General features: G+C 57.8%; 27 protein-coding genes and 1 pseudogene. 10 read left to right on the forward strand and 18 right to left on the reverse strand.

Features of this window, described 5'->3' with window-relative positions; translation table 11 throughout:
* Positions 1-124: 124 nt before the first annotated feature.
* Both VD17_RS22660 and VD17_RS22665 read left to right on the forward strand, forming a co-directional pair.
* Complete coding sequence (locus VD17_RS22660) at positions 125-1,669, forward strand: Fic family protein (RefSeq protein ID WP_046055742.1); 1,545 nt, start codon at positions 125-127, stop codon at positions 1,667-1,669.
* A gap of 258 nt (positions 1,670-1,927) precedes the next feature.
* Positions 1,928-2,488 carry a hypothetical protein gene (locus VD17_RS22665; protein ID WP_046055743.1) on the forward strand — a complete coding sequence of 187 codons (561 nt, stop codon included), beginning with the start codon at positions 1,928-1,930 and terminating at the stop codon, positions 2,486-2,488.
* A 32-nt stretch (positions 2,489-2,520) separates the two neighbouring features.
* On the opposite strand, the gene VD17_RS22670 is transcribed toward VD17_RS22665, so the two are convergent.
* From VD17_RS22670 to VD17_RS22690, 5 genes are read right to left on the reverse strand one after another with little or no spacing between them, the layout of a single operon-like run.
* On the reverse strand, positions 2,521-2,838 hold the full coding sequence (locus tag VD17_RS22670) for a cytochrome C oxidase subunit IV family protein (RefSeq protein ID WP_033061398.1): 318 nt from the start codon (positions 2,836-2,838) through the stop codon (positions 2,521-2,523).
* 13 nt (positions 2,839-2,851) lie between these two features.
* Positions 2,852-3,565 (reverse strand): heme-copper oxidase subunit III family protein, encoded by a 714-nt coding sequence (locus VD17_RS22675; protein WP_033061396.1) that lies wholly within the window; start codon positions 3,563-3,565, stop codon positions 2,852-2,854.
* Between the two features lie 6 nt (positions 3,566-3,571).
* Complete coding sequence (locus tag VD17_RS22680; protein ID WP_046055744.1) at positions 3,572-4,264, reverse strand: cytochrome c oxidase subunit 3; 693 nt, start codon at positions 4,262-4,264, stop codon at positions 3,572-3,574.
* The gene (ctaD, locus tag VD17_RS22685; RefSeq protein WP_046055745.1) at positions 4,261-6,036 is read right to left on the reverse strand and encodes a cytochrome c oxidase subunit I; all 1,776 of its coding nucleotides are present in this window, start codon (positions 6,034-6,036) and stop codon (positions 4,261-4,263) included. The genes VD17_RS22680 and ctaD overlap by 4 nt, the downstream gene beginning before the upstream one ends.
* A 50-nt stretch (positions 6,037-6,086) precedes the next feature.
* Positions 6,087-7,559: a cytochrome c oxidase subunit II gene (locus tag VD17_RS22690; RefSeq protein ID WP_046055746.1), complete on the reverse strand. Its 1,473-nt coding sequence runs from the start codon at positions 7,557-7,559 to the stop codon at positions 6,087-6,089.
* 442 nt (positions 7,560-8,001) lie between these two features.
* Here VD17_RS22690 and VD17_RS22695 point away from each other — a divergent pair, with 442 nt between their 5' ends.
* Positions 8,002-8,340, forward strand: coding sequence for a hypothetical protein (locus VD17_RS22695; RefSeq protein ID WP_046055747.1), 339 nt, complete (start codon positions 8,002-8,004; stop codon positions 8,338-8,340).
* Between the two features lie 79 nt (positions 8,341-8,419).
* Here the strand turns inward: VD17_RS22695 and tam are convergent, their stop codons facing one another.
* Positions 8,420-9,190, reverse strand: coding sequence for a trans-aconitate 2-methyltransferase (gene tam, locus VD17_RS22700; RefSeq protein WP_046055748.1), 771 nt, complete (start codon positions 9,188-9,190; stop codon positions 8,420-8,422).
* Positions 9,191-9,592: 402 nt separating this feature from the next.
* On the opposite strand from tam, the gene VD17_RS22705 reads away from it, so the two are divergent.
* The 3 genes from VD17_RS22705 (at position 9,593) to VD17_RS22715 (ending at position 11,492) form a co-directional block, all read left to right on the forward strand.
* Positions 9,593-10,096 (forward strand): inclusion body family protein, encoded by a 504-nt coding sequence (locus VD17_RS22705; RefSeq protein ID WP_046055749.1) that lies wholly within the window; start codon positions 9,593-9,595, stop codon positions 10,094-10,096.
* Between the two features lie 124 nt (positions 10,097-10,220).
* The gene (locus VD17_RS22710) at positions 10,221-10,760 is read left to right on the forward strand and encodes an AidA/PixA family protein (protein WP_046055750.1); all 540 of its coding nucleotides are present in this window, start codon (positions 10,221-10,223) and stop codon (positions 10,758-10,760) included.
* A 321-nt stretch (positions 10,761-11,081) separates the two neighbouring features.
* A complete protein-coding gene (locus VD17_RS22715; RefSeq protein WP_046055751.1) occupies positions 11,082-11,492 on the forward strand; it encodes a low affinity iron permease family protein in 411 nt (136 codons plus the stop codon).
* A gap of 45 nt (positions 11,493-11,537) precedes the next feature.
* Here the strand turns inward: VD17_RS22715 and VD17_RS22720 are convergent, their stop codons facing one another.
* The 6 genes from VD17_RS22720 to VD17_RS22740 form a co-directional block, all read right to left on the reverse strand.
* Positions 11,538-12,041, reverse strand: a complete 504-nt coding sequence (locus VD17_RS22720) for a DUF4142 domain-containing protein (protein ID WP_046055752.1) — start codon at positions 12,039-12,041, stop codon at positions 11,538-11,540.
* A 73-nt stretch (positions 12,042-12,114) separates the two neighbouring features.
* Positions 12,115-12,273: a KGG domain-containing protein gene (locus VD17_RS31825; protein ID WP_010462447.1), complete on the reverse strand. Its 159-nt coding sequence runs from the start codon at positions 12,271-12,273 to the stop codon at positions 12,115-12,117.
* Positions 12,274-12,390: 117 nt separating this feature from the next.
* Positions 12,391-13,740, reverse strand: coding sequence for a sensor domain-containing protein (locus VD17_RS22725; RefSeq protein WP_046055753.1), 1,350 nt, complete (start codon positions 13,738-13,740; stop codon positions 12,391-12,393).
* A gap of 85 nt (positions 13,741-13,825) precedes the next feature.
* Positions 13,826-14,464 carry a LysE family translocator gene (locus VD17_RS22730; protein WP_033061380.1) on the reverse strand — a complete coding sequence of 213 codons (639 nt, stop codon included), beginning with the start codon at positions 14,462-14,464 and terminating at the stop codon, positions 13,826-13,828.
* 62 nt (positions 14,465-14,526) lie between these two features.
* Positions 14,527-14,943: a fosfomycin resistance glutathione transferase gene (fos, locus tag VD17_RS22735; RefSeq protein WP_046055754.1), complete on the reverse strand. Its 417-nt coding sequence runs from the start codon at positions 14,941-14,943 to the stop codon at positions 14,527-14,529.
* Positions 14,944-14,951: 8 nt separating this feature from the next.
* Positions 14,952-15,893, reverse strand: a complete 942-nt coding sequence (locus VD17_RS22740; protein ID WP_080932059.1) for a LysR family transcriptional regulator — start codon at positions 15,891-15,893, stop codon at positions 14,952-14,954.
* A gap of 77 nt (positions 15,894-15,970) precedes the next feature.
* Between VD17_RS22740 and VD17_RS22745 the strand changes: the two genes are divergently transcribed.
* Entirely contained in the window at positions 15,971-16,456 is a 486-nt protein-coding gene (locus tag VD17_RS22745; RefSeq protein ID WP_046055756.1) for a DMT family transporter, read from the forward strand.
* 78 nt (positions 16,457-16,534) lie between these two features.
* Here the strand turns inward: VD17_RS22745 and VD17_RS22750 are convergent, their stop codons facing one another.
* The 4 genes from VD17_RS22750 to VD17_RS22765 all read right to left on the reverse strand — a co-directional run bounded on the left by VD17_RS22750 (position 16,535) and on the right by VD17_RS22765 (position 21,328).
* On the reverse strand, positions 16,535-17,866 hold the full coding sequence (locus tag VD17_RS22750; protein WP_046055757.1) for an MFS transporter: 1,332 nt from the start codon (positions 17,864-17,866) through the stop codon (positions 16,535-16,537).
* 183 nt (positions 17,867-18,049) lie between these two features.
* On the reverse strand, positions 18,050-18,976 hold the full coding sequence (locus VD17_RS22755) for a hydroxymethylglutaryl-CoA lyase (RefSeq protein ID WP_046055758.1): 927 nt from the start codon (positions 18,974-18,976) through the stop codon (positions 18,050-18,052).
* Positions 18,973-20,166 carry a CaiB/BaiF CoA transferase family protein gene (locus VD17_RS22760; RefSeq protein ID WP_046055759.1) on the reverse strand — a complete coding sequence of 398 codons (1,194 nt, stop codon included), beginning with the start codon at positions 20,164-20,166 and terminating at the stop codon, positions 18,973-18,975. The genes VD17_RS22755 and VD17_RS22760 overlap by 4 nt, the downstream gene beginning before the upstream one ends.
* A gap of 253 nt (positions 20,167-20,419) precedes the next feature.
* Positions 20,420-21,328, reverse strand: coding sequence for a LysR family transcriptional regulator (locus VD17_RS22765; protein ID WP_046055760.1), 909 nt, complete (start codon positions 21,326-21,328; stop codon positions 20,420-20,422).
* A gap of 239 nt (positions 21,329-21,567) precedes the next feature.
* Here VD17_RS22765 and VD17_RS22770 point away from each other — a divergent pair, with 239 nt between their 5' ends.
* Both VD17_RS22770 and VD17_RS22775 read left to right on the forward strand, forming a co-directional pair.
* Positions 21,568-22,803: an aminotransferase class I/II-fold pyridoxal phosphate-dependent enzyme gene (locus tag VD17_RS22770; RefSeq protein WP_046055761.1), complete on the forward strand. Its 1,236-nt coding sequence runs from the start codon at positions 21,568-21,570 to the stop codon at positions 22,801-22,803.
* A gap of 21 nt (positions 22,804-22,824) precedes the next feature.
* Positions 22,825-23,256, forward strand: a pseudogene (locus VD17_RS22775) (MFS transporter); the annotation flags it as partial.
* Here VD17_RS22775 and yiaY read toward each other — a convergent pair.
* Positions 23,256-24,404 (reverse strand): L-threonine dehydrogenase, encoded by a 1,149-nt coding sequence (gene yiaY / locus VD17_RS22780; protein ID WP_046055762.1) that lies wholly within the window; start codon positions 24,402-24,404, stop codon positions 23,256-23,258. The pseudogene VD17_RS22775 and the gene yiaY sit on opposite strands and share 1 nt — an antisense overlap.
* Before the next feature lie 156 nt (positions 24,405-24,560).
* Between yiaY and VD17_RS22785 the strand changes: the two genes are divergently transcribed.
* Positions 24,561-25,580: a DUF4917 family protein gene (locus VD17_RS22785; RefSeq protein WP_046055763.1), complete on the forward strand. Its 1,020-nt coding sequence runs from the start codon at positions 24,561-24,563 to the stop codon at positions 25,578-25,580.
* A 181-nt stretch (positions 25,581-25,761) separates the two neighbouring features.
* Here VD17_RS22785 and VD17_RS22790 read toward each other — a convergent pair whose 3' ends face one another.
* On the reverse strand, positions 25,762-26,106 hold the full coding sequence (locus tag VD17_RS22790; RefSeq protein WP_046055764.1) for a YegP family protein: 345 nt from the start codon (positions 26,104-26,106) through the stop codon (positions 25,762-25,764).
* Positions 26,107-26,170 lie beyond the last annotated feature (64 nt).

Below are 26,170 nucleotides of genomic sequence, written 5' to 3' on the forward strand. Positions count from 1 at the left end.
GGAATAACAGTTTTAGTATCAAAATTCACACAGGATTAGTATTTTCGCATCGTAGAAAATTAACGTTTCCGCGCCATACTGGCGTTTTATTAGCATTTTCATTGCCCTGTTAAGGAATTCGTCAATGCCAGTCGGTTTCAAGGCCCTCGCCGATCGCTACGACATCGCAGTTGCACAGCCTCTGCGTGTCGAGTCTGAGATCGGCACTGCACGTCTCAGCCGCGAGAGTGACGGGAATGTGGAGAACCGGTTTCCGCCCAGTTACAGGCCCGAAGACGATTTCGCAGGGCATTTCGAATTCGGCCTCAAGTACGAAGAGATTCATCTTGAGTTCTTCTCTCGCCTGTTTTCGGCGATAGGCCCGCAGCCTATCGAAGACTGGTGTCGACGAGAGCCTTTCGGCCAGTACGCACGGCGCACCGGGTTCCTTTACGAATGGCTGACAGGTGAATGTCTGGATGTGCCTGACGTGACCAATGGCGCCTATGTCGATGCAGTTTCGCCCAAAAAATACCTGACTCGTTGCGAGTCACTGCGAACGCGACGCTGGCGAATCAATAACAACCTGCCGGGCACGGCTGAGTTCTGCCCCTTGGTTCGTCGTACCCCATCAGTACAGGAAGCTCTGCAATTCGATTTGCGCGAAGCATTGGAAGAGTTGGATCACGCCTATGGCTCCGACATCCTGATGCGTACGGCCAGTTGGCTGACGTTCAAGGAGTCGCGCGCGAGTTTTCTCATCGAAAAGGAAGCCGACCAGGCTGATCGCATCCAGCGCTTTGCCCATGTCATTGCTCAGCACTGCGGTCATATCAAAAACCCGTTGAGCAACGAAAGCTTGCAGTCCTTGCAAGCCGGCATCCTGGGGCAGGATGCCATCGGACTGGGCTTGCGCCACTCTCCTGTGTTTGTGGGTCAGGCCACAATGCGCGAGGACATCGTGCATTACATCGCCCCCCATTTCGCAGATCTTGCTCAGCTATTGGCAGGACTTACTGAGTTTGAGGTCGCAACGCGTGGTGCGGAGTCACTGGCACGTGCCGCTGTGTTGGCATTTGGCTACGTGTATATCCATCCCATGCGAGATGGCAATGGCCGGATTCATCGCTTCCTGATCAACGACACCTTGATTCGAGATAAGGCAGTGCCGGACGGCGTGATACTGCCGGTGTCAGCCACCATTACCAGTTCGATCGACTTCAGGGCCGGCTACGATCGTACGCTCGAAGTGTTCTCGCGACCGTTCATGCGACGTTACGCGACGGCCTATCGGTTCGGCGAACTCGTAACCTACGAGGACGGCACTCTCAGTAACTTCATCTTCGATGAATACGAGGACGCATGCTTTGCCTGGCGGTATCCCGACCTGACCGAGCACGTCCTGTACACCGCACGCGTCGTCAAGCACACGATCCATAAGGAAATGGCAGATGAAGCCAAAGTACTGGTGATCTTTCAGCGAGCTCAGGAGCAGCTAAAAGAGGTGCTAGAAATGCCAGATCAGGACGCAAACCGCATTATCCGCTCCATCAAGGAGAATGGCTGGGTGGTGTCCGGCAAGCTGAAGAAAGGGTATCCGCAGCTTGAAGATGACGCCATGGCTGAACGTGTCGTGGAGGCGGTGCGTTCTGCGTTTGAGGATCGGGAGATGGGGGTCGGCAGGGAGTGATTTTCGACGGATTAGATAAGGCCTTGGGGTGGATCATAGAAATGGCCCGGCCCCCCAAATTCCGGGCACAAAAAAACCGGGGGAGCATCAGACCGCCTGCGTCCCAACCCAAGCCTGAATGATATGCAGTGCTATACTTTTTTATGGTTTGAATGAAGCGTACAGCGTTCCCCACGGGTACTGATACCGACTGCAAATCTCGACTGGCAGCTGCATGACAAAGGAGGTCTACGGCAAGCACGAGATGGGAGGTGTGGCATGAATCGACACTATTACATCAGCAACAACCTCGATGATCTTGAAGCCGTTGAAAATGAGCTGGAAGCCAGCGGCATCAATTCCGAACAAATTCATGTGCTCAGTGAACATGTTGCCGATGTTGAGCAACATCATCTTCACGAAGTTAACTCGTTAATGGAACAGGATGTTGTCCACTCTGGCGAAATTGGTGCAGTGATCGGTATACCCCTCGCGGCGCTGGTTCTTGGCGGCGCTTATTGGCTGGGCTGGACCGAATCCGCAGCAGGCTGGATGCCTTTTATCTTTCTTGCCATTGTTGTATGTGGCTTCTGCATCTGGGAAGGCGGTTTTTTTGGTATCCAGGTGCCAAACACTCACTTCCGCAGTTTTAAACAGGTGGTAGCAGAGGGAAAACATATTTTCTTCGTAGATGTCGAGCCGAATCAGGAGTCGGTATTGGACGGAGTTATCGAACATCATCCAATGCTGGAGATCGCCGGTACGGGAACGGCAGCCCCCCACTGGACGGTAGCCTGGCAGCACAAATGGCATCAGTTCAAGCGAGTGATATCGGGTTAGCCCCTGGAGACTGAAGGCCATCCAGACGCTGCTTATTGGCCGAAGGAAATGACCCGGCTGAGGAAAACATAATCCGCCTCGGTGGCCATCAGTCCGACGAGTACCAGCAAACACAACGGTGGCACCAGTATGGCGTAGACCATGGCCAGCCGTTCCCAGGCCATATGCATGAAGATGGAGACAATTAAACCTGCCTTCAACAACATGAAAGTGATAATCAGGGCCCACCGAAGATAGCCATGGAAGTGAAAATAGTCGACGAGATACGACATCGTGCTGAGGACGAATAACAGCCCCCAGATTTTGAGATACAAACTAATCGGATGTTGTTGACCCTGAGCATGCGCCATCACCCGTGCTCCTCTACCATAAATAGAAGAAAGCAAAAATAAACACCCACACCAAATCCACGAAGTGCCAGTAAAGCCCGGCTATCTCGACGTTCTGATAGTTTCCGGAGCGCTCATAATCTCCCCGCAATACTTTCCGCGCCACAATGCTGAGGTAGATAGCGCCGATTGACACATGCAGTCCGTGGAAACCGGTAATCATGAAAAAGCTGGCTCCAAACTGCGCCGCCCCCATAGGGTTCCCCCAAGGACGCACCCCTTCTGCGATGAGCTTGCTCCATTCGAATGCCTGCATGCCGACGAAGGTCACACCCAAGGCAGCGGTCGCCAGCATCAGGGCCGTGGTTTTCGCACGATCACGGCGATAGGCGAAATTGACGGCCATGGCCATGGTGCCGCTGCTACTGATCAGCACAAAGGTCATGATGGCGATCAGAATAAGCGGGATTTCTCTACCGCCGATCGTCAAAGCGAACACTTCACTGGGGTTCGGCCAGGCGGTGGTGATGGTCATGCGTACCGACATGTAGCCGGTTAAAAAACAGGTGAATATAAAGGTATCGCTGAGCAGGAATATCCACATCATCGCCTTGCCCCAGGGGACCTGCTTGAAGGCCTCCTTGTCCGAGGACCAGTCGCTGGCGATGCCCTCCCATCCCGGTACAAGCGGTGAGCCGGGGGGATTGGATGAACTGGACTCGCCTGGGGTTGCTGGGTGCGATGCCATGGCTTTTCACCTCAGGCCGCAGAGTCTGGCGATGGCTTCATAGGTTTGTGGCGTGCTGGTCAGCAGAGCAAATAGCACGAACCACAGACCCAATAAGTAATGCCAATAGATGGCACAGAGTTCGACGCTGGCGCTGAGTTGCGGCAACGGCACACGTAGCAGGAATTTAGCCACGGTTCTGCCCCAGGCAATCAACCCACCCAGCAGGTGGAGCCCGTGCACACCGGTCAACAGGTAGAAGAAGCTGTTGGCCGGGTTGCCGGCGACAAAGTAGCCCCAGGCGACAAACTGCTGCCAGACCCAGAACTGCCCCATCAGAAAGGCCATTGCAAATAGGCCGCCCAACACAAAGCCGATGACCGTTGCGTCGAGCCGAGCCTTGCGAGCGGCCATGCGCGCCCACTGCAATGCGATGCAACTCAAGACCAGAAATGCCGAATTTACCCATAGCTGCCCTGGATTGGCCAACGGCGCCAAGGGCTCTGTCAGGGGCTGCCAGTCGGTCATTTGTGAACGGGCGATAAAGGCGAGCAAGAACAGGAAAAATAACGAACTCACCACGACCAGAAACAAACGCAGGCCTGTTCTTGCGATTTGGTATCGATCGGTGCCCTCGCCGGCCTCAGTACCCCGCGGATCGCGATTCCAGCTGCCGCCGGGGTCAGCGCCGTCGGCGTTTCTCAATAGCAGCCTGCTCATGGTTTAACGCCCGCTGTCGTGGTTCCGGCACTGAGTTGGCGCATCTGCTCCAGCTCCTCGGCGGAGACTGTTTGCGGAACGAAATCCTGTTCTATCCCCGGCACGCTGTAGTCATAGGCCCAGCGATGCACGACCGGCAGCTTCGCGCCCCAGTTACCGTGTATCGGCGGGGTGTTGGGCGTTTGCCATTCCAGACTGGCCGCGCCCCAGGGGTTACTGCCTGCGGGCTTGCCTTTGAACACACTCCAGGCCAGGTTGAACACGAACAGCAATTGGGAAACGCCGACCGTCAATGCGATCACCGTGATGAAGGCATTCAACTCCTGCGCCGACTGCGGAATAAACGCGTAGTTGTCATAGGCGTAGTAACGGCGTGGCATGCCCTGGAATCCCAGGTAGTGCATGGGGAAGAAGATGGCGTAGGTGCCCAGGAAGGTAATCCAGAAATGCAGCTTGCCCAGGGTGTCGTTCAACAGGCGCCCGGTGACTTTCGGGAACCAATGATAAATGCCGCCGAACACCACCAGTACCGGCGCGACACCCATCACCATATGAAAATGGGCGACGACGAAATAGGTGTCCGAGAGCGGAATATCCACGATCACATTGCCCAGAAACAAGCCGGTCAGACCGCCGACCAGGAAGGTGACGATAAAGGCCAGGGCAAACAGCATCGGCACGGTCAGATGAATGTCGCCGCGCCACAGGGTCAACACCCAGTTGTAGACTTTCAGTGCGGTCGGCACTGCGATGATCAAGGTGGTGACGGCGAAGAAAAAGCCAAAGTACGGGTTCATTCCGCTGACATACATATGGTGCGCCCAGACCACAAAGCTGAGTACGCCAATCGCAATAATGGCCCACACCATCATGCGGTAGCCGAAGATGTTTTTACGCGCATGCGTGCTGATCAAGTCGGAGACCAGACCAAACGCCGGGAGAGCAACAATGTAGACCTCCGGGTGGCCGAAGAACCAGAACAGGTGCTGGAACAAGATCGGGCTGCCACCCTGGTGATCGAGCTGCTGCCCCAGCGAGATCATCGCCGGCATAAAGAAGCTGGTACCCAACAGCTTGTCAAACAGCATCATGACCGCACTGACGAACAACGCCGGGAAGGCCAGCAAGGCCATGATCGAGGCCATGAAGATGCCCCATACGGAAAGCGGCATGCGAAACAAAGTCATGCCGTGCGTGCGCGCCTGCAACACCGTGGTCACGTAGTTCAACCCGCCCATGGTGGCTGCGACAATAAAAATCGCCAGAGAGACGAGCATCAGGACGATGCCCCACTCCACCCCCGGTGTCCCCTGAGAAATGGACTGTGGCGGATAGAGCGTCCAGCCCGAACCGGTGGGGCCGCCCGGTACAAAGAAACTGGAGAGCAACACCACTACCGCCAGCAAGTAGAACCAGTAACTCAGCATGTTGACGTAGGGGAAGACCATGTCGCGGGCGCCCACCATCAGCGGGATCAGATAGTTGCCGAAGCCCCCCAGAAACAAGGCCGTCAGCAAATAAATGACCATGATCATGCCGTGCATGGTCATCGCCTGATAGTAAGTACTGGCGTCCATGAACGCCAAGCTGCCGGGGAAGCCTATCTGTATGCGCATCAAGCCGGACAACACGATGGCGATAAGACCCACGAACAAAGCCGTCAAGGAATATTGAATGGCTATGACCTTGTGGTCCTGACTCCAGACATATTTGGTCAGGAAACTTTTGGGCTCGTGTAGCGCTTCTGTTTCGGCTTGCTCCGCATAGGCCATCACGTCATCCTCCTGTTCGAAGTTTCAGTGCATTCCTGGCTGCTTTACGGCTACTTCCCTGGCTCCGCCTTGCTCGCATCAGCGTCGGCATTCGCTTTGGATTTGATAAAAGCGATCAGCGCGTTCAACTCCTGATCACTCGGGGTAAAGGGTGGCATGACGGCTGCGTAGCCTTTGACGATTTTGGCACCGGGATTAAGGATCGAATCCTTTATATAGCCCTCGTCGGCCTTGATACTCGTACCGTCGGCAAGGGCTTCTGTCTTGCCATACAGGCCCTGCCAGCTGGGGCCGACACCCTTGCTGCCATCGACACTGTGGCAGGCCAGACAGCCGAGCGACTGAGCCAGCCGTTGACCCTGTGTCACCAAGTCCTCACCCGGGGCCGACGCTTCGCCGGGAGAAGCTTCTTCAGCTTGCTGCCCGCTACCCAGTGATTTGATCAGGGCGATGAGCGCACCCAGTTCATCGTCATTGAGAGTATAGGCCACCATCACCGGCGGGTAGCCTTGCACCAGGCGGGCCTTCGGATCGAGGATCGACTCTTTCACGTAGGCTTCATCGACCTGCACGCTGGTGCCATCGGCCAGTTGTTCGGTGCGCCCGTAAAGGCCCTTCCATCCCGGGCCGAGACTGGCACTGCCGTCCTGGCTATGACAGGCACGGCAGCCGTACTGCTCGACCAACAGCCGACCTTTTTCCAGCACGCTGTCCCGACTGGGTTTGGCAGCTGTTGTTAATGTCTGCGCAAAGGTCGGCTGGCTGCCCAGCCACTGAGCGAAGGTAGCCTGGTCTTCCACGATCATAGTGCCGCGCATGTTGTAATGACCGACGCCACAATACTCGGCACACAGGACTTCATACTTGCCGATAACAGTTGGCGTAAACCAAAAGTACGACACCATCCCCGGCACCATGTCCATCTTGCTGCGAATCTGCGGTATATAGAAATTGTGCAAAACATCTTTGGAGCGCAATAAAACTTTCACCGGTTGACCGAGCGGAAGGTGAACTTCATTACTTCTGACTATTACATCGTCCTGCCCGACAGGATCTTTGGGATCAACGCCGAGTGGATTGACCGAATCTACAAACTTGATATCCGACTTCCCCAACTTTCCGTCCTGGCCCGGAAAACGGTAAGCCCACTGCCACTGCTGGGAGACCACTTCAAGTTCATAAGCATTTTTTGGAACCCGGATGAAATCATTGTAAACAACCAGGCCCGGCGCCAACATCCCGGCAATACCGATCGAGGTCACGACAATCAACCAGAATTCCAGCCTTTTATTTTCTGGCTGGTAAGTCGCCCGGGAGCCTTCCTTGTGACGAAAACGCATGATGGCCACTGCCATGAAAACGGTAATGGCGATGAAAAATATGCCGCTGATGACCAGGGTGATGAACAGGGTGGTGTCTATAGAACCCCAGTTCGACGCGGGCGGCGCTGCATGCCAAGGCGCAACCAGATGGAACAGCACGGAGGCAATAACGATTAGCACAAGAATAATTGCTATTGCCATTTTGCCTTCATCCTATTCCTGTTACTCATCGGCATGCATAAGCATTCCCACAGAACAACATCGTCAAATTCATACTAATCTGACGCCAAAACAGGCTGGACAAACACCACTTATCTTCGTAGCAAAGTCCGCAGGAAGTATAGTTCATGGCCGGAGCAAACGCTTTTCCTGAAAAGCCTTGCTGCCTGGATATTCCAACTTCAGCATCAACTTGATCACTTGAAACCTATTCGCTATATATAACTGTAACTACTAAGCAACACATCTCGCCTGAACGACACATCGAGCAAGCGAGGCCCGGTTGCCAGCTATAATTAAAATCTGATTACGGAAGGCAAAGATCGGCTAAAAACGCTCGAAAAGATCCTCGCCTATGCATAGCGGTCAGACAGATGACGGCCAAAAGCTATAGAGTCCGGCTGTCCACAACGGAGATTTCGTCATGAGTGCCTTGACGATCGAAGGTCGGTGCAAACTCAACGGTGCAGAAAAGTCGGAACCAATAGGTGAAATCCATTTTTACGTCGATAACCCTCTCCGTCTGAGACTGGAGGAAGCTGAAGAACGCCTGCAGAAGACCGATGGGCGTGAAACCATGGTCGATGTCGACATGGACACACTGGAGTTGAAATTGCCGGAGGGATATGGCCCGTTGTCCGATTGCCAGATGCGCGTCTATATACACTACGAGCGCGGCCAGTTTCATCTGGTCGGGCATCGAGCGAGTGATGGGAGCTTGATCTATAGCAACGCGGTTTTGATCGATCAGTTGCTTGATTAACGACGGCGGGTTGCTCGGCCATCAGTGCGAGAAAGGGACAGACGAAAAGAGCGCGGCCTGTCCCCTTTTCATAGACGCGTCAACGCGATGCAACGATAAACAACCGTGGGAACGGCAGCAGCACGGAACCATCGGCCAACGACGGATAAGCCCGTTCGATCGTCGCTTGGTACTGCTTGAGATACTGCGCCCGCTCCTCGTCATCCAGCGGATCGAGAAACGGCCGCAAACCGCTGCCCTTGAACCACTCGACCACACCTGACGCGCCACCCGCAAGCGGGTGATGATAGGTGGTGCGCCAGATATCGACCCGTGAGCAGTGCGGGCGCAGCATCGAGTAGTAACCGCTGGCACTCTCCATTTCCGTTCGCTGGCCAGCGGCCCCGGCCAGTTTTTCGGCCCACGGCCCATCGGCAGCGACTTCGCGCATCAAGCGGTGGGATGGCTCGTTGAGGTTGTCGGGCATCTGAATCGCCAGGCTACCGCCGGGTGCGAGCCTGGCTACCAGTGACGGCAATAACCGCTGGTGATCGGGCACCCACTGCAACACCGCGTTGGCGAAAATCACGTCGAACGGACCCGTATCGTTCCAGGTATCGATGTCTGCCGTGTCGAATTGCACCTGAGGCAAGCGCTTGCGGGCGGCCTCGATCATGTCGGTCGAACTGTCCAGGCCACGCACCGTGGCATTGGCGAAGCGCTCCACCAGCAATTCAGTGGAGTTGCCAGGGCCGCAACCGATGTCGATGGCCGAGCGCGCATCCGTGCCGGGAATGGCAGCCAGCAAGTCACGGGCCGGGCGTGTGCGTTCATCTTCAAAAGCGACGTATTGTTTGGCGGACCAACTCATTGCGTTCTCCTGTCGGTGCGATGTTGCCTGAGGCGGACATCCGGTCAGCTAGGTTACATCGACCGGCGCGTGCGCCCTATCCCGACCTTCGGATGGCGACGCAATAGAGAGGAATCCGAGCGGGATTTTTTATCGCCAAATCTTCTTGCGCCTTAACCAAACCGACCGTTCGTCGAAACAGAAGCCAAGCAATTTTGACAGCCTATATATCGCATCTATAGTCCTGATCGCGGCCCGTCGGAAGGAACCCGAACCCGTTATTTTGCACGCAAGGAGCAAGGCCAGCTCATGCCAGTGACAGGTGGGTTCCGCCCTTAGTGTGTTCGCAACGGCCGCAAGGCAAGCAAGCGTTGTTGTGCCTGGAAAGAAGCCAGGCATTCACTATGAACAAGGAGCTTTACTATGTCTCGAGTCACGGATGTACTGGTTTCAATCGACACTGAAACCATTCTGAAAAAATACCCGAACATCAGCAAAAACCCTGCGTCGCCGACGCTGATCGACGTCAATCATGTGTACATGGTGACCAATCAAAACAACGTGGTCAGCGGCCAGGCCGGTGGCGAACTGAATTTGAAAGCCCAAGTAGGCGACTTGATTCGCTGGCGTGAAACCAGCCTGTCGCAGAGCTTCGAGACGGCCGTGATTTTCTACAAATTCATTGGCAACGCCGGCAACGAGTTGATCTCCACCCCCACGCCGCGCAAGGCTACAGCCTGTGTCGCCGTCCCCAACACCAGCAACCCGTCCGTGCCCAGCTGCCAGAAAGTCGATAACCATTACTGGTCTTCGGAAACACTTTCGTGCGGTAGCGTGACCTACCACTTCCATTTCCTGATCGTTGATCGCGACTGCAAGATCGTAGGCTGCTGCTCGTGGGATCCGTTCATTTCCATCCATAACTGACAATGACCAGGCCCCTTGGCAACGAGGGGCCTACCGAGTTCGTTGCCGCTTAGGCCGGGACGGGATGTCTTGCTTGATCCGATGCGGATGCCGTCTTGAATCACCATCATGAAAGGAATCCATGATGACTTCCGAACCAATTGCCTCCCCCTCGACGAGTATCGCGCCAGCCAACAATGTGCTGCTGATCGTCGATGCCGAATCACTGCTTTCACGCTATTCGCAGCCCAGTACAGAGCCGCAAAACCCGACCAGGATTGAGGAAGGTTTCATCTTCGCCATCAGCGGCACAAAACAAACACAAAGTACAATAAATGACAGCTTGATAATACTCTCCGCGAATAACAGCGAGAACTTCCACATCCGTGGCAGGACCATCAGCTTGCTCGCCGAACACAGCGTGGTGTTCTACGAGATGTCTGTAGGTGATGCCGGGGTCCTTTCACCGCCTGAACTGGTGGTCCACGCAAACCTGACAGTCCCCGCACCAAATCCCGAAGACCCGACCCAACCAGACAGCCACACGGCCGATGATCATTATTGGCACTGCACGCAATTGGCGGCAGGGGTGGCGGCGTGCGAACTGAAATTCATGCTGATCAATAAAAGCTGCGAGGCATTGGGGTACTTCAGTTGGTCGGTGGACGTGAAGTTGGCGGAGTAAATGGATGCCTGAAAACCGGCCCTTGAGGCTAATGCTGTTCACTTAAGACATTCAGTCAAGCAATAACCTGTGGCGAGGGGATTTATCCCCGTTCGGCTGCGAAGCAGTCGTAATCCAGACAACTTAGTCTGTCTGAAAAGACGCTGGGGCCGCTTCGCAGCCCAACGGGGATAAATCCCCTCGCCACAAATGTAGACGCCCGCGTTTAAGTAAACAGCATTAGCCTTAAAGGCCGGTTTTTTGAATATGGAAATGTAATTAGAATTTCCAACACGCCGTTGCTGTCTGAAATTCAGGCGCATCCCTATAAGGAACACGGCAATGAAATTCGCAAAAGTCGCTCAGAAACTTGCCCTGTGGACGGGCAGCCCCAAGACGTTCATGGGGGCGATCATTCTGATTTTTTTGTGGGGGCTGAGTGGGCCGATTTTTCACTTCAACGACACCTGGCAACTGATCATCAATACGTCGACCACCATCATCACGTTCCTGATGGTGTTCCTGATCCAGAACACCCAGAACCGCGACACGGACATTTTGCATTTGAAGATCGATGAGTTGCTGCGGGTGACGAAGGATGCGCAGAACGCGATGCTGGGCCTCGAGGCGCTGGATCTCAAGCAGTTGGAAGCGCTGAGAAAGCAGTATCGGCAACTTGGCGAGGGCGAAACGGTTTCCGTGGACGGGACCGTCGTCGAGGAAAAAGGCAAACCGGATTTGAATCAATGCTGATCAGGAAGTCGCGGGTGGCCCCAGACCACCCGCGCACTCCGATGGCTAGCGACTGGCTTGCAGCGCCTTGGCCATTTGCAGGTGGTTCTGCAGTTTGGGCAATGTTTCTTCGGCGAAGGCTTTGATTTCAGGCACGTCGGTGGTCTGCGCAGCCTGTTGAAGCTGTTCGATGGCTTCCTGGGTGGTTTTCACCTGACTGGCCGCGTAGGCCTGGTCAAAGCTCGCGTCGTCCTGAACTTGCGGCATCAAGGCTTTGGCTTTATCGACGACCTCTTCGCGCGGGGCCACTGGCAAATCCAGCTGCTTGGCGATTTTCGCCAGGTGCTGGTTGGCGGTGGTGCGGTCGTTGATGACGACGATGGTGTAGTCCTTGACCTCTTTGGATTCGGTTTTCTGGTGCGCCAGGCGGCTGGCCTCAATATCGGCCATGCCTTTGGCCGACGCATCGTTAATGAATTCGGCGGGGGACTGGGCAAAGGCGCTGCTGGCGCACAGGCCCAGCAACGTGGCAAAACTGGCATTGCGTAATCGGGTGGCCATCCGGCTCATGGTCGCGCCCTCCTCGTAAAAAATTCAAACGGGAGCTTACGCTCCCGCCTCTCAATCAAAACTACGTTCACCGCTACTTCGATTTCTGACCACCTTTGCGGCCCATATCGGGTTTCGCAGGGTCTTTATCGACAGTCGTGGTGGTAGTTTTCCCACCTTTGCGACCGGCTTCAGACGCCTTCGTTCGATCGTTGGCGAAGTTTCCCGAGTTCGAGTTTCTTGAATTAGGCATGATTCTCTACCTCTTGGTAATGATCGCGGCGAGCAGGAGCCCGCATAGAATCAGAATTTCGATCACCGCAAAGGTTTAGAAAAGTTGAAATCGCCGCGACGAACGGTGGCAGATTTTTCAGGCCCCGAGGCGTTGGTGATGTTGGCGCTTGGCGGCGTACATGGCTTCATCGGCGTGCCGGAACAACTGATTTTCTTCAGTGCCGTGGTCGGGGTATTGCGCAACGCCGATGCTCGTCTGAATGATCAGGCTGTGGCCGTCCAGACGCAGGGGTTGAGCCAGCACCTGTCGGATTTTTCCCGCCACGATGTCGGCGTCTTCCGAGGCGTGGATGCTGTGCAACAACACTACAAACTCATCACCGCCGATGCGCGCCACCGTGTCGGTTTCGCGCACGCAGCCTTTGAGCCGATTGGCGACCGCTTGCAGCAGCATGTCGCCGACCGTATGACCGTGGGTGTCGTTGACTTGCTTGAAGCGGTCGAGGTCGACGTACAGCAGTGCCATTCGGCCGGAGTCCGCCCGCGCCAGCTTCAGTGAGTCTTTAAGCCGGTCACGCAGCAAATCTCGGTTGGCCAGTTGAGTCAGTGGGTCGTACTGGGCCATGCGCTGCAGTCTGGCATGCAATTGCTTGCGCTCAATCGCGGTGGCGACCTGGGCGCAAACGTATTGCAGCAGCTCCTTGTCCTGTTCGGTGTAGCGCTCACCACCGGGCACGCTTTTAACGATCAGCGCACCGATGGTTCCGTTTTGTGAACTCAACGGCACACCCAGCCAGCAGGGTGAATGCTGACCCGCGACCAGCGCCTCAAACCCTTCCGGCAAATTGTCCTGATCCGGGGTCAGCAGAATCGGCTGGCCGCTGCGAATGACCTCGGCGCAGAGACGGCCGGTGATCGTTCCGGGCTGCTCGGGTCGCAGCTCCAGGTCGTCCACGTGATAAGGGAAATTCAGCTGTGCACAGTGCTCGTCATACAGCGCCACGGAGAAATTCAGCGCCGGCAGCCATTCACCGATGATCAAATGGATGCGTTTGAACAACGCCAACAAGTCTTCCGCCGCGTGGGCCGCTTCGGAGATCGCATACAACGCCGCTTGTCGGGATTCCGCCTGCTTGCGTTCAGTGATGTCACGTGCCACGGCGATGCGCAGCTGGTCGACCTCAGACCAGCGCGCCGACCAGAGGATGTGCGCCACCCGGCCATCTTTGCGCAGATAGCGGTTTTCGAAGTTGAGCTTGGGGTCGTCGCCCATGATTTCCCGTGCGGCATCGAGGGTGCGCTGTCGATCGGCGGGATGCACCAGGTCGATCATCGGCTGGCCGATCAGCTCTTCGGGGGTATAACCGAAAATACGTTCGCAGGCCGCGCTGACAAATACGAAGCGACCTTGTTTGTCGACCGCACAGACGGCGTCCAGCAAGAGATCGATGAAGCTCGCCAACGGCGCGGAATTTCTGGTTGCCATAGTGCGGTGAGCGTGTCCGGACAATGCAGCAATAAAGAACCTTCCCTGCCCCATCAATACAACTGACGCGTCACTGCGATCAGCCTCACGCCTTGTTCGTCACCAGCCCCGGCAATGCATGCGCCAGGGCGTTGATGGCGAAACCGATAAACATCACCCCACACAACCGGGTGATCAACAGCTCATGACGCTGGTACAAGCTGCGCACCTGCCGCGCACCGACAATGCCAATGAGGATAGCGTAGGCCATCAGGCCACCGACGAAGCTCAGGACAATCAGCCACGGCAGCATCGACCAGTGCAGCAATTCGGCACGGCTGGACAGCAACGCCGTAAAAGTCGCTACCGCCACCGGGTAAGCCTTCGGATTGGTCAGGCCAAACAGAATGCCGTGCCAGAACGGCTGCCGCGCCGGGCCCTGTGGCGCTTCGACACTGCTGCGACGGGCACGAACCGCGCGCAGGCCGAGCCAAAACAGGTACAGCCCGCTGAGTACTCCCAGCACATCGAACGCGGTACTGCCGATTTCCCGCGCACCGACAATCGCAATCAGCGCGGTGCTGCACCAGACCACATCCCCCAGCAAATGCCCGCAGAGAAATCCCGCCCCGGCCCGCCGACCACGCGCCGCACCAATGCCGAACACCGCCAACACACCCGGCCCCGGCGTGATGCCGTAAATAAAGCCCGAGGCGAGAACAGCCATTAGCAGCGATGGGGTCATTGGAAGTCCTGTTGAGCCGGGTTGAATGCACGCAAGTCTATCTCAGGTCCCCGGAACCTGACTTACAGATCGTCGAAGAACTTAATTCCCGCATAGGGCTGCTGCCGACAGGCCGTCAGTCGTGACGAAAGATCGCCAACATGGGCTTCGAGCTTGTGCCCGTCTGGGTCGAGGAAATAGAACGATGCGCCTTCGCTCCGGTTATCACGCCATTCCTGGACGTTGGATGATCGCAGGCGTTCGACGAACAGCGGGAAATTCGATGCACTGATACCGAAGGCGTAATGGGTGTAGTCGGCGGCGGGTTCGGATTTGCGCAGTAGATCGAGGGAAAGGCACAACCACAGACCCGGCAGCGAGAGATAGGCGCCGGTGTCCCACGTGGCTTCAAGCTGAAGTTGCAGCAGATCGTGATAGAACGCCACGCTGCGGTTCAAGTCGGTGACGGCGAGGGTCAGGTGGTTGAGGCCCGTGAGCATTTTTTACCTCAATCGCTAATTGATGAGCCCGTGGTTTGGTCGCCACGCACTATCCCCTCCCCAATCCGCCCATTCAACCAGTTCAACGCCTGATCCCCGCCCCGTCGCTTGTGCCAAACCAGCACAAACGTAAACGACGGAATATGAAACGGCGGCGGGACCACGATCAACGCCTGTTCATCGATTTTGAGCAACCCTCGGGAAGCGACGGTGAGGATCAGGTCTGTGCCGCTGATGAACTCCGGGGCGACGCTCCAGTGCGGCAGGCTGATCGCCACGCGACGGCGTTCACGCAGGGCGGTCAGGGCCCGTTCGATTTCCGGGGTGCCGCTGCCGCGCATTTCCAGCAGGACGTGGGGTCGGGCGAGGTAGGTCGGCAGGTCGAGCACGCCATCAGCGGACAGGCTGTTGCGGTCGACCAGACAGGCGTAGTGCTCTTCGAACAGCGGGGTGCTGCGCAACTCGTTCGGCAATTCTGGAAAGACGCCTGCCGCCACGTCGATGTCGCCGTTGAGCACTCCCTCGAGCATACCTTCGCGGCTGGCATGGCTGATTTGCAGATCGATGCCCGGTGCTTCCCGGCGCAAGGTCCGTATCAACCCGGGGAGGACGATTGCAGCGCCATAGTCAGACATCGCCAGTCGAAACGTGCGCTTGGCGGTGACCGGATCGAAGGTATTCGGTGCCAGCAGCGATTGCACCTGAGCGAGGGCTTCGGCCAACGGAGCCATCAACTCCAGGGCTCGCGGGGTTGGCACGAGGCCGGCGCCCGCCCGGACCAACAAAGGATCGCCGAGCAGATCCCGCAACCGCGCCAAGGCATGACTGACGGCCGGCTGACTCAGGTGCAGGCGCTCGGCGGCACGGGTCACGTGTTGCTCGCTGAGCAAGGCGTCGAGAATCACCAGCAAATTGAGGTCGACGCGCCGAAGATCATTCATCTTATGCATGTTCTGGATAGCTATTTGGAATTTAAATCTGCACGACGAATACTCTAGAGTCCAGCAAAACCTGTTGGAGAATCTTCATGAGTACGTTGCATTGGGCCGGGCTGTTGCTGCTGGCCGTGATAGCCGGGGCGGTGGTGCCTTTTCAAAGCGCAATCAACGCCAACCTCGGGCGCGGTTTGGGCCATCCGTTGTGGGCGACCCTCGCGTCGTTGTTGGTGAGTATTGTGGTGTTGTTGCCGGTTATGTTGGCGCTGCGTTTGCCGTTGCCGTCGCTGGCGTTCATCAGCAAGGCGCCGCTGTGGATGTGGGCCGGTGGCGCGTTTGGGGTGTGCTTTATTTCGTTGGCGCTGATGTTGCTGCCCAAACTCGGGGCATCGGGGTTTATTGCGTTGGCGCTGGCGGGACAGGTGGTGGCGTCGCTGGTGCTGGATCACTTCGGGTGGTTTGGGTTGGTGGAGCGGGAGATGACGTTGCCGCGGGTGTTTGGGGCGGTGTTGTTGATAGCAGGCGTGGCGTTGATTCAGTTCAGTGCCACACCAGTCAAAGGGGTGATCACGACTTAAAGATCAAAAGATCGCAGGCTGCGCCAGCTCCTACAGGGATGCGTGGTCCATGTAGGAGCTGGGGTAGCCTGCGGCCTTTTAAAACTTGTCGAGTGTGCGCAGCTTCTGCGGCAACCCCCACAGCAGCAGCGCGACGGCGATCAGCGCAGCGACGCCGATGACATACAGTGCCGGCGTGGTGCTGCCCGTCAGGTCTTTGACCCGCCCCACCATCACCGGGCTGACAATGCCGCCGAACTGGCCGAGGGTGTTGATCACTGCAATCCCGCCAGCAGCCCCTGCGCCAGCACCGGCCAGCAGTTTGGGCGGCAGGGTCCAGAAACTCGGGATGGAGGCGATGATCCCGGCACCGAGCAAGCCCAGCGCGACAATCAGGAAGGTCGTGTGGTTAGCGAAAATCCCCGCGCAGAAGAACCCCACCGCGCCCACCGCAACCAGACCTGCGACAAACTTGCGCCGTTCACCGGTCGCGTCGGACAACCGCCCGATCACCACCATGCTGATCGCGCCGCAGATGTAAGGGATGGCGGTCAGCAAACCAATCATCACCGGGCTCTCGGTGCCGGCGCTGCGAATCAGTTGCGGGGCCCAGAAGTTCAAGCCGTAGGACGCCACCTGAATCAGGAAGTAGATCAGCCCGAGGGTCAGGAAACCCGGAATCCGCAGTGCGGCGAGCAAAGAGCCGCCACTCTTGTGCGGTTCATGGTGAGCGATACGGCTGGCCAGCAGCGTTTTCTCCGATGGCGTCAGCCAATGGGCGTCTTCGATGCGGTCCTTGAGCAACGTCAGCACCAGCAAGCCGAGGCCAATGCAAGGCACGCCGCCCAGCAGAAACAGCCAGTGCCAGCCGCGCATATCCATAAAGCCGTCGAGGTGTTGCAACACCAGCCCTGAGAACGGTGCGCCGACCAGGCCGGCAAACGCCGACGACAGAAACAACATCGAAGTAATGCGTCCGCGATAGTGCTGCGGGAACCACAGCGTCAGGTAATACAGGACTCCCGGCGCAAAACCGGCCTCCATCGCGCCAATCACAAAGCGCAGCGCGTAGAACTGCCATTCGCTATTGACGAAGACCATGGCCGCAGTAGCGAGGCCCCAGGACATCATGATCCGGGCGATCCAGCGCCGGGCGCCGACCTTGTACAGCATCATGTTGCTCGGCACTTCGAAGATCACGTAACCGACCACGAACAACCCGGCGCCGAGGCCGTAAGCGGTGTCGCTCAGGCTCAGGTCGGTCTGCAACTGGAACTTGGCGAAGCTGATATTGATGCGGTCGAAAAACGCGAACAGGTAGCAGACCATGATCAACGGCATCAGACGCCAGGCGACTTTGCTGACCAGGGCTTTTTCTTCGTCGTGGCTAACGGACGGGCTCGCGCCCGCCTCCAGTACATTAAGGCTCATGATGGTTCTCCAGGCGGACTGCCCGTGGGTGTCCGATTGTTTTTGTTGTCTGGTTGAGAGGCTTTGTGGACGCTTTTACTGTAGGAGTGAGCCTGCTCGCGATGACGGAGTCATATCCGACATCGCATGAACTGACCCACCGCTATCGCGAGCAGGCTCGCTCCCACAGGGATTTGTGTTGAGTCAGGATGGCGTCGGATGCAGATCGCAATTGCGTCCGGCCTTGGCCAGCTGACCGGGCACTTCGTGGCCCAGCAGCGCGGGTAATCGTCGCGACAATTGCAGTAACAACGGCAGATCGATGCCGGTATGAACGCCGATCTCATCGCACAGGTTGACCAAATCTTCGGTGCAAATATTGCCCGAGGCGCCCGGCGCGAACGGGCAACCGCCGAGCCCGCCGAGTGCCGCGTCGAAGCGTCGGGCACCGGCCTCATAAGCGGCCAGCACGTTGCACAGACCCAGCCCGCGAGTGTTGTGGAAATGCAGGGTCAGATCAGCCGGCGAAACTCGTTGCAAGACCCGCCGCACCAGACGATCAACCTGCCGCGGATTGGCCATGCCAGTAGTGTCGGCCAAGGTAATGCCCTGAATCCCGAGTTCCTGATAAGCCTCGACGATTTGCAGCACGCGATCCTCGTCGATCTTGCCTTCAAACGGACAGCCGAAAGTAGTGGCGATGCTGCCGTTGAGTCGCACCTTCGTCCCTTGAACGTACTGCACGATCTCGCCGAACGCGGCCAATGAGGCTTCGCAACGCATGCGCATGTTGGCCAGGTTGTGGGTCTGGCTGGCGGACATCACCAGATTCAACTCGTCGGCCCTCGTCGCCAGCGCCCGTTGCGCGCCTTTCAGGTTGGGGATCAACGCGACGTAGATCACCCCCGATTGCCGGGCGATGCCCTTGAACACCAGCTCACCATCGCGCAGCGCCGGAATCGCCTTGGGGGAAACGAACGAGCCGGCTTCGATGCGGCTGAAACCGGCCAGCGACAGCTGATCGATCAAGGCAATCTTGTCGACGGTTTCGACCCACGTCGGCTCGATCTGCAAGCCGTCGCGGGGGGAGACTTCCTGAACAATCAGGGTCTCGGAAAAATCAGTGATCATTGCACCACCCCGGCAGCTTTCAATCGTTCGATGTCCGAACCGGTAAGGCCCAGTCCCGCGAGGATGCCATCGGTGTGCTGGCCCAACGCAGGTCCGGACCAGTTCACGCCACCGGGCGTCTCAGACATTTTCGGCACAATGCCGGGCATCTTCACCGTGGCACCGCCGGGCAGGTCGGCGTTGAGCAGCATGTCCCGCGCCTGATAGTGCGGATCGGCGACGATGTCGGCGACTGAATAGATGCGCCCGGCCGGGACTTCGGCAGCTTCCAGTGCCGACAACACCTCGTCGATCGGCAGGCTGCTGGTCCAGTGAGTGATCGCCGCGTCGAGCACGTTGCTCTTGGCGGCACGCCCGTCGTTATGGGCAAACTCTGGCGCATCGGCCAGATCACGGCGACCGATGACGTCCATCAAGCGCTTGTAGATCGGGTCGCTGTTGCCGGCGATCACCACGTAGGCGCCATCGGCCGTCAGATAAGTGTTGGACGGCGCGATGCCCGGCAAGGCCCCGCCGCTGCGCTCACGCACATGGCCGAGCATGTCGTATTCCGGCACCAGGCTTTCCATGACGTTGAACACACTTTCAGCCAGGGACACGTCGACGACTTGCCCACCGCCCTGCCCGGTCTTGACCCGCAGCAGCGACATCAAGGCGCCGATCACCGCATGCAGCGAAGCCAGGGAATCGCCGAGGCTGACGCCCACCCGAGCCGGTGGTGAACCGGGGGTGCCGGTGGTGTAGCGGATCCCGCCCATGGCCTCGCCGATCGCACCGAACCCGGGACGATCGCGGTATGGGCCGGTCTGGCCATAACCGGATATACGCACCAGGGTCAGGTTAGGGTTGAGGGCGTGTAGAACGTCCCAACCCAGGCCAAGTTTTTCCAGGGCACCGGGACGCAGGTTTTCGATCAACACGTCAGCGCTGGTCGCCAGTTGCTTGACCAGTTCAATGCCTTCGGGGGATTTCAGATTCAGCGCCAGGGACTTCTTGTTTCGCGATTGCAGGTACCACCACAGCGACGTGCCTTCGTGCAGCTTGCGCCATTTGCGCAGCGGGTCGCCCTGACCCATGGCTTCGATCTTGATCACTTCGGCGCCGAACTCGGCGAGCATGCGCGCAGCGAACGGCGCGGCGATCAGCGTGCCGATCTCGATCACTTTGATTGCACTCAAGGGGGCAGTCATCGCGGGGTACCTCATGTTGTTCTTGGAATATGAGCCAAGGCTAGAGGACCACGGGTGAAGGAATCCAACCTTCAGTTGGCAACGTTCGTTCGCGAAACGCGAACGCTCGGCAGAAGGATTGTCGCGACCTCAAGTCCGCTATCGCGAGCAAGCTCCCTCCCACAAGGGATCGGTGCTGGATTCAAACTCACTGCAAGACCACTGTGGGAGCGAGCTTGCTCGCGATGGGGCCAGTCCATCCAATCGAAAATTATCAGACCTGCCCACGCAACTGCTCAAACAACATCCGGCTCACCGGTGACAGCGCCGCTTCATCGCGCACCACCAGAACCAACGCGCGATCCGACCAGTCATCCGTCAACGGCACCGCGTGCAAACCCAGTGCCCGGCCAAATAGCTCATAGGCCTTTTGCGGCAGGATGCCGATGCCCATGTTGGCCTGGACCATCCGGCACATGGCATCGAAACCCGGTACATGAATCCGTAACCGCAGCACTTTGCCGGCCTCTCGTGCGGCCGCGTGGGTTCGCATATTGATCGAACTGGCGGAGTGCAGACCGACGTAATCACTGCCCAGCGTATCGGCGAAAGCCAGGCTGGAACGACTCGCCAACGGATGATCGGGCAGCATCAACACCATCAGTTTGTCCTGTCGATAAAGCACGCTGTGCAGACCTTTGACGTCGCTGTCACTGGAGCAGATCCCCAGGTCCGCCACGCCATCCAGCACCCCCTGAATCACCCCGCTGCTGGGGCGCTCTTCGAGGTCGGTCTTTACCTCAGGATGACGCTCGGAAAAGTCCCGCAGGTCTTCGGGCAGAAACTGAATGATCGCCGACAGGTTCGCGAGCATCCGCACATAGCCGCGGATACCGTGGCTGTGTTCGCCCAGTTCGAGCCCAATTTTCTCGACGTTGAACAGCATCTGCCGAGCATGGTGCAACAAGGTTTCACCGGCCGGCGTCAGGGTCATGCCCTTGGCCTGGCGCACAAACAGACTGATGCCCAGCGCTTCTTCCAACTCCATCAGCCGCTTGCTGGCCGCCGACACGGCGATGGCTTCACGCGCGGCGGCACGGGTCAGCGTGCCCTCCTCATGAACGGCAACAAACAGCTGGAGAGTGATCAGGTCGAGGCGGCGGATCAGGCTTTTTTGCAGCATGGAGGGCTCGATGACTTCTGTTCGACTGAGTCGGCAGGATAGCCCGGTTTCTACGCGACTCGGCAAGGCAAATTGCCCACAACATCACGAGGCATCGCCCTACGCATAAATCTCTTGTAACACTCAGCCGTACCGGAAACAGCCGATTCAAAGCCTCCGCCGCGCTCTGTAAAGTCTGGAAACACACACGAACTGCAACACACCCATGGATCGTTTCACTCAAGGAAAGTCATCTTCACATGGACCAGACAGCACACGCGGCAAACCGCTACACCAACTACCGCAAAGTCATCGCATTGGCCGATCACGATTGGGAGAGCGCTGAAGCCGGGAAAATTTCAGGGCTTAACGTCGAAATCAAAAGTGCCAACCGAATGCTCGATCAGCACGGGCGCGCGTTTCATCATTTCTGCACAACGTCGTACCTGGGCCTGGACCACCATCCCGACATTCTCGACGGCGCCATGAATACCCTGTGGGAAACCGGCACCCTTCGCGTCGCCAACTCAAAGAACCGCTGCAAGCTGGCCATTCTGGAACAGTACGAAACCGAACTGTCCGAGTTGTTCGGCGCCAGCTGCCTGAGCACCTTGTCGTGCAGTGCGGCGAGTGCCGCAATCCTGCCATTGCTGGCTAGCGGCGTGTTCACGGAAAACCGCCCTCCCGTGATGGTCTTCGACCGGTTGGCGCATTACTCGATGAATCACCTCAAAGCCGCCTGCGCCGATGAAACCACGGTCGTGACCTGCCCTCATAACGACATGGATTTTCTCGAGAAGCAGTGCCAGCAGCACCGCACCGTCGCGTATATCGCCGACGGCGCCTACAGCATGGGCGGGGTCGCGGACCTGGACAGTCTTTTGTATCTAAAGGACCGCTATGGGTTGTTTCTCTATCTGGACGATTCCCACGCGCTGTCCGCCGTCGGGACAATGGGCGCAGGCCTCGTGCGCCCCAGGTTGCATGCCCTGGAGGATGACTGCCTGATCGTCGCCTCGCTGGCCAAGTCGTTTGGCGCCAGCGGTGGTCTGGTGATGCTGGGCAATGAACGGCAGAAGAAGCTCATTGCCCGTTACGGCGGCCCCAGCAATTGGTCGCAAAGCCTGAACAGTGCAGCCATTGGCGCGGGCAGAGCGTCCATCCTGCTTCATCGCACGCTGGAATTTGCCGCGTTGCAGGAAAAACTTCAGGTTAATATCCGGCTGTTCGACAGCCTCATACGCACCGATCAACACAACAGCAACATGGCCATTCGACTGGTCAACTGCGGCGAAGCAGCACTGGCCAACAACATCGCCATGGAACTGGCCAATCACGGCTTCTTCACCTCGGCCGTGTTTTTCCCGGTGGTCGCACAAGGCAAGGCGGCCATCAGAATCACCCTGCGCGCCGACATGGAGCCGACGCTGATCCGCCACTTTTGTGAACTCATTACCGAGCTTTTACGCACTCAAGGCCGGGAAATCGGCGGTTGAACTGAAATCAGGGAAGATTCAATGAAGAGCAGCACCTCCCTCATCGTCACCTGCTGCACGGTTTTCCTCGCCCAGTTGGGCATGAGCATTTACCTGCCGGCGCTGCCGGACATGGCCCGTGATCTATCCGCCGACGCCTCGCAGGTGTCCTGGGGGCTGGCGGTGTATCTGATCGGCATGGCGTTGCCGATGTTGTTCTGGGGCAGACTTGGCCAGCGCATCGGCCACAAACCGGTGCTGCTCGCCGCGCGGGGCATCTACGGGTTGGGCAATCTGGCCCTGCCCCTGAGCCAGACACTTGAATCGTTCCTGATGTTTCGACTGATTCAGGGCATTGGCGCCAGCGGCATTTCGGTCATGGCCAGGGTGCTGATCCGCGACAGTTTCCGCGGTGACCTGCTGGCCAAGGCGTTGTCCTGGATTTCGATTTCCTTTGTGGTGGCGCGGGGTATCTAAAAGGCGCTGCGGAAAATCTCCTCGATCTGGCGCTGATCCGCCGCGCGGGGATTGGTCAGGCCGCACGCGTCTTTCAAGGCATTGCTGGCGAGGGTCGGGATGTCGTTGAGCTTGGCGCCGAGCTCACGCAAACCGGCGGGAATTTCCACGTCTCTGGACAGGCTGCGGATCGCCACGATGGCCGCCTGGGCGCCTGCTTCCGGGGTGAAACCGTGAACATTGGCGCCCATCGCAAGGGCGACATCGGTGAGGCGATCGGCGCAAACCAGCGCGTTAAAGCTTTGTACGTGGGGCAGCAGTACCGCGTTGCACACACCATGAGGCAAATCGTAGAACCCGCCCAACTGGTGAGCCATGGCGTGGACATAACCCAGGGATGCGTTATTGAACGCCATGCCGGCGAGGAACTGCGCGTACGCCATGTTTTCCCGCGCGGCCATGTCACTGCCGTCGCGGACGGCCAGGCGCAGGTTGTTGCTGATCAACGTGATCGCCTTCAGTGCGCAGGCATCGGTGATTGGATTGGCCGCCGTGGAAACGTAGGCTTCGATAGCGTGGGTCAGTGCGTCCATGCCAGTGGCAGCCGTCAGGCCCTTGGGCATGGCGACCATCAGCGCCGGGTCGTTGACCGACAACAGCGGCGTGACGTTGCGATCGACAATGGCCATTTTCACGTGACGGGACTCGTCGGTGATGATGCAGAAACGGGTCATCTCGCTGGCCGTGCCGGCCGTGGTGTTGATGGCGATCAGCGGCAGTTGTGGCTGGGTGGATTGATCGACACCTTCGTAATCGCGAATCTGCCCGCCGTTGGTTGCGCATAACGCGATGCCTTTGGCGCAGTCATGGGGTGAACCGCCGCCCAGGGACACCACGAAGTCACAGCGGGTTTCTTTCAGCAGACCCAGGCCGCTCTCGACGTTGGCCATGCTCGGGTTGGGCTTGGCGCCGTCAAAAATCACTGAATCGATGTCCTGCATCGCCAGTTTCTCGGCAATCATCTTCGCTACGCCCGCCTTGGCCAGCCCGGCGTCGGTGACGATCAACGCCTTGCGAAAACCGTACTTGCGAATGGCGTCCATGGCTTCGTCGAGGCAACCGATGCCCATGATGTTCACGGAGGGGATGAAAAACGTGCTGCTCATGAACGAGTCTCCTGGCTGAGGCCAAACCGGCAGCGCCGATCCAGCGGGTACCCACAGGATCGACCTATCGCTCACGCAGTAACTTGATCTGGCTCAAGTCTTGGTCGTGATAAAGTCGCCGCCCATCAGACCTTCTGCTTTGAGACTTTGAACGCAATGACCGATTTCCAGGATGTTGATGCCCAACTTGAAGACTGGAACGCCTTGCGCGCCACCGCCTCGTTCAGCGGCCTGCTGGTGGGCAACGGCGCCAGTCGCGCCGTGTGGGACGACTTCGGCTACGACTCGCTGTTCGAAAACGCCCGTACCGTCGAAGAAAAACCCCTGAGCCAGTCCGAACTGAGCGTGTTCGACGCCATGCAGACGCGTAGCTTCGAGCAAGTGCTCAGCGCGCTGAAAACCACCAGCCGGGTCAACAAAGCCTTGGCCGTGAGTTCCGCCGCACCGCGCAATCGTTACTACGCGATCAAGGAAGCGCTGATCAACACCGTACACGCGGTGCACATCCCGTGGCGACTGGTGGTGCCTTCGTCGCTGGCGACGATCAATCAGGAACTGGGCCGCTATCGCACGGTTTTCACCACCAACTACGACTTGCTCAACTACTGGGCGACTCAACACCAGCCCGACGCGATCAGCGACCTGTTTCAGGGTGCAGAATCAAGCTTTGATCTGAGCGCCACGGCGACCGATAAAACCCGCCTGCTTTACCTGCACGGCGGATTGCATCTGGTGCGGAACCAGGACGGCACGGCGCGCAAATTGATGTCGACCGAGGGCACGTTGCTCGGCAGTTTCGCGATCAACAACACGATCAAGACCCTCGACGACGTGCCGCTGTTCGTCAATGAAGGTCCGGCGCAGGACAAGCTCAAAACCATTCGCAGCTCGGACTATCTGTCGTTCTGCTACGACCAGTTACTCGGTCATGGCGACGGGTTGTGCCTGTTTGGCCATGCCCTGGGCGAGCAGGACAGCCACATCATTCACGCCTTGCGCCAGGCGAAACCGCAAGTGGTGGCGATCTCGATTTATCCGCGCAGCAAAGCGTTCATTCAGCACCAGAAGCGGCACTACGCGAAAATGTTTGAGGGCACCGGGAGTGAGTTGCGGTTTTTTGATTCGAAGACGCATGCGTTGGGCAGCCCGAAGCTGACGGTGCCGGTCGAGGTTTAGCGGCGACGCCACTGACGCCTTCGCGAGCAGGCTCGCTCCCACATTGGAATTGCATTCCCCCTGTGGGAGCGAGCTTGCTCGCGATGAGGCCATAACATTCAACAGAGATGTTGATCGTCGGAACGCCGCCCGGAGCAAGCTCGCTCCCACAGGGGATTTGTATTGGACTTGAATGGTGGTTTTAGAGCACCGGCAAGGTCTTGTCCTTGATCACCGTGGTCGGCCCGTTAGCCTTCACGCTGGCGATGCCTTTCTCCAGCGCGGCAGCGGAGGTGTAAGCCTCGCTGCTACCGATGATCTCGTGGTTACCGGCCTTGAGGTTGAAGTAAGGATGGCCATCCTTGGTGGTTTTCTTCTCGTAGCGTTCATCCTTCGGGCTGTTGCTCTGAACCGCCACGATGCCTTTGTCAGCGGCAGCGCGGGTGGTGTACAGCTCGCTGGTCAGAATGGTTTCCGCGTTAGCGGCTTTCAGTACAAATTTGAACTGACCATTGCTGCTTTTGCTCACTTCATACCATCCAGACATGCTCTTTCTCCTTGGCAATTGAGAGGTTTTGCGCTTCAGAGTAAAGACCAGCCTCAGACATCTG

Origin of the sequence: Pseudomonas fluorescens (assembly GCF_000968015.1) — a bacterium.
Taxonomy (GTDB): domain Bacteria; phylum Pseudomonadota; class Gammaproteobacteria; order Pseudomonadales; family Pseudomonadaceae; genus Aquipseudomonas; species Aquipseudomonas fluorescens_W.

What these genes read in the sequence shown, in the direction of transcription:
- VD17_RS22660 (WP_046055742.1), top strand. Translation starts at nt 125, where the DNA reads ATGCCAGTCGGTTTCAAGGCCCTCGCCGATCGCTACGACATCGCAGTT.
- VD17_RS22665 (WP_046055743.1), top strand. Translation starts at nt 1,928, where the DNA reads ATGAATCGACACTATTACATCAGCAACAACCTCGATGATCTTGAAGCC.
- VD17_RS22670 (WP_033061398.1), bottom strand. Translation starts at nt 2,838, where the DNA reads ATGGCGCATGCTCAGGGTCAACAACATCCGATTAGTTTGTATCTCAAA.
- VD17_RS22675 (WP_033061396.1), bottom strand. Translation starts at nt 3,565, where the DNA reads ATGGCATCGCACCCAGCAACCCCAGGCGAGTCCAGTTCATCCAATCCC.
- VD17_RS22680 (WP_046055744.1), bottom strand. Translation starts at nt 4,264, where the DNA reads ATGAGCAGGCTGCTATTGAGAAACGCCGACGGCGCTGACCCCGGCGGC.
- ctaD (WP_046055745.1), bottom strand. Translation starts at nt 6,036, where the DNA reads ATGGCCTATGCGGAGCAAGCCGAAACAGAAGCGCTACACGAGCCCAAA.
- VD17_RS22690 (WP_046055746.1), bottom strand. Translation starts at nt 7,559, where the DNA reads ATGGCAATAGCAATTATTCTTGTGCTAATCGTTATTGCCTCCGTGCTG.
- VD17_RS22695 (WP_046055747.1), top strand. Translation starts at nt 8,002, where the DNA reads ATGAGTGCCTTGACGATCGAAGGTCGGTGCAAACTCAACGGTGCAGAA.
- tam (WP_046055748.1), bottom strand. Translation starts at nt 9,190, where the DNA reads ATGAGTTGGTCCGCCAAACAATACGTCGCTTTTGAAGATGAACGCACA.
- VD17_RS22705 (WP_046055749.1), top strand. Translation starts at nt 9,593, where the DNA reads ATGTCTCGAGTCACGGATGTACTGGTTTCAATCGACACTGAAACCATT.
- VD17_RS22710 (WP_046055750.1), top strand. Translation starts at nt 10,221, where the DNA reads ATGACTTCCGAACCAATTGCCTCCCCCTCGACGAGTATCGCGCCAGCC.
- VD17_RS22715 (WP_046055751.1), top strand. Translation starts at nt 11,082, where the DNA reads ATGAAATTCGCAAAAGTCGCTCAGAAACTTGCCCTGTGGACGGGCAGC.
- VD17_RS22720 (WP_046055752.1), bottom strand. Translation starts at nt 12,041, where the DNA reads ATGAGCCGGATGGCCACCCGATTACGCAATGCCAGTTTTGCCACGTTG.
- VD17_RS31825 (WP_010462447.1), bottom strand. Translation starts at nt 12,273, where the DNA reads ATGCCTAATTCAAGAAACTCGAACTCGGGAAACTTCGCCAACGATCGA.
- VD17_RS22725 (WP_046055753.1), bottom strand. Translation starts at nt 13,740, where the DNA reads ATGGCAACCAGAAATTCCGCGCCGTTGGCGAGCTTCATCGATCTCTTG.
- VD17_RS22730 (WP_033061380.1), bottom strand. Translation starts at nt 14,464, where the DNA reads ATGACCCCATCGCTGCTAATGGCTGTTCTCGCCTCGGGCTTTATTTAC.
- fos (WP_046055754.1), bottom strand. Translation starts at nt 14,943, where the DNA reads ATGCTCACGGGCCTCAACCACCTGACCCTCGCCGTCACCGACTTGAAC.
- VD17_RS22740 (WP_080932059.1), bottom strand. Translation starts at nt 15,893, where the DNA reads ATGCATAAGATGAATGATCTTCGGCGCGTCGACCTCAATTTGCTGGTG.
- VD17_RS22745 (WP_046055756.1), top strand. Translation starts at nt 15,971, where the DNA reads ATGAGTACGTTGCATTGGGCCGGGCTGTTGCTGCTGGCCGTGATAGCC.
- VD17_RS22750 (WP_046055757.1), bottom strand. Translation starts at nt 17,866, where the DNA reads ATGAGCCTTAATGTACTGGAGGCGGGCGCGAGCCCGTCCGTTAGCCAC.
- VD17_RS22755 (WP_046055758.1), bottom strand. Translation starts at nt 18,976, where the DNA reads ATGATCACTGATTTTTCCGAGACCCTGATTGTTCAGGAAGTCTCCCCC.
- VD17_RS22760 (WP_046055759.1), bottom strand. Translation starts at nt 20,166, where the DNA reads ATGACTGCCCCCTTGAGTGCAATCAAAGTGATCGAGATCGGCACGCTG.
- VD17_RS22765 (WP_046055760.1), bottom strand. Translation starts at nt 21,328, where the DNA reads ATGCTGCAAAAAAGCCTGATCCGCCGCCTCGACCTGATCACTCTCCAG.
- VD17_RS22770 (WP_046055761.1), top strand. Translation starts at nt 21,568, where the DNA reads ATGGACCAGACAGCACACGCGGCAAACCGCTACACCAACTACCGCAAA.
- yiaY (WP_046055762.1), bottom strand. Translation starts at nt 24,404, where the DNA reads ATGAGCAGCACGTTTTTCATCCCCTCCGTGAACATCATGGGCATCGGT.
- VD17_RS22785 (WP_046055763.1), top strand. Translation starts at nt 24,561, where the DNA reads ATGACCGATTTCCAGGATGTTGATGCCCAACTTGAAGACTGGAACGCC.
- VD17_RS22790 (WP_046055764.1), bottom strand. Translation starts at nt 26,106, where the DNA reads ATGTCTGGATGGTATGAAGTGAGCAAAAGCAGCAATGGTCAGTTCAAA.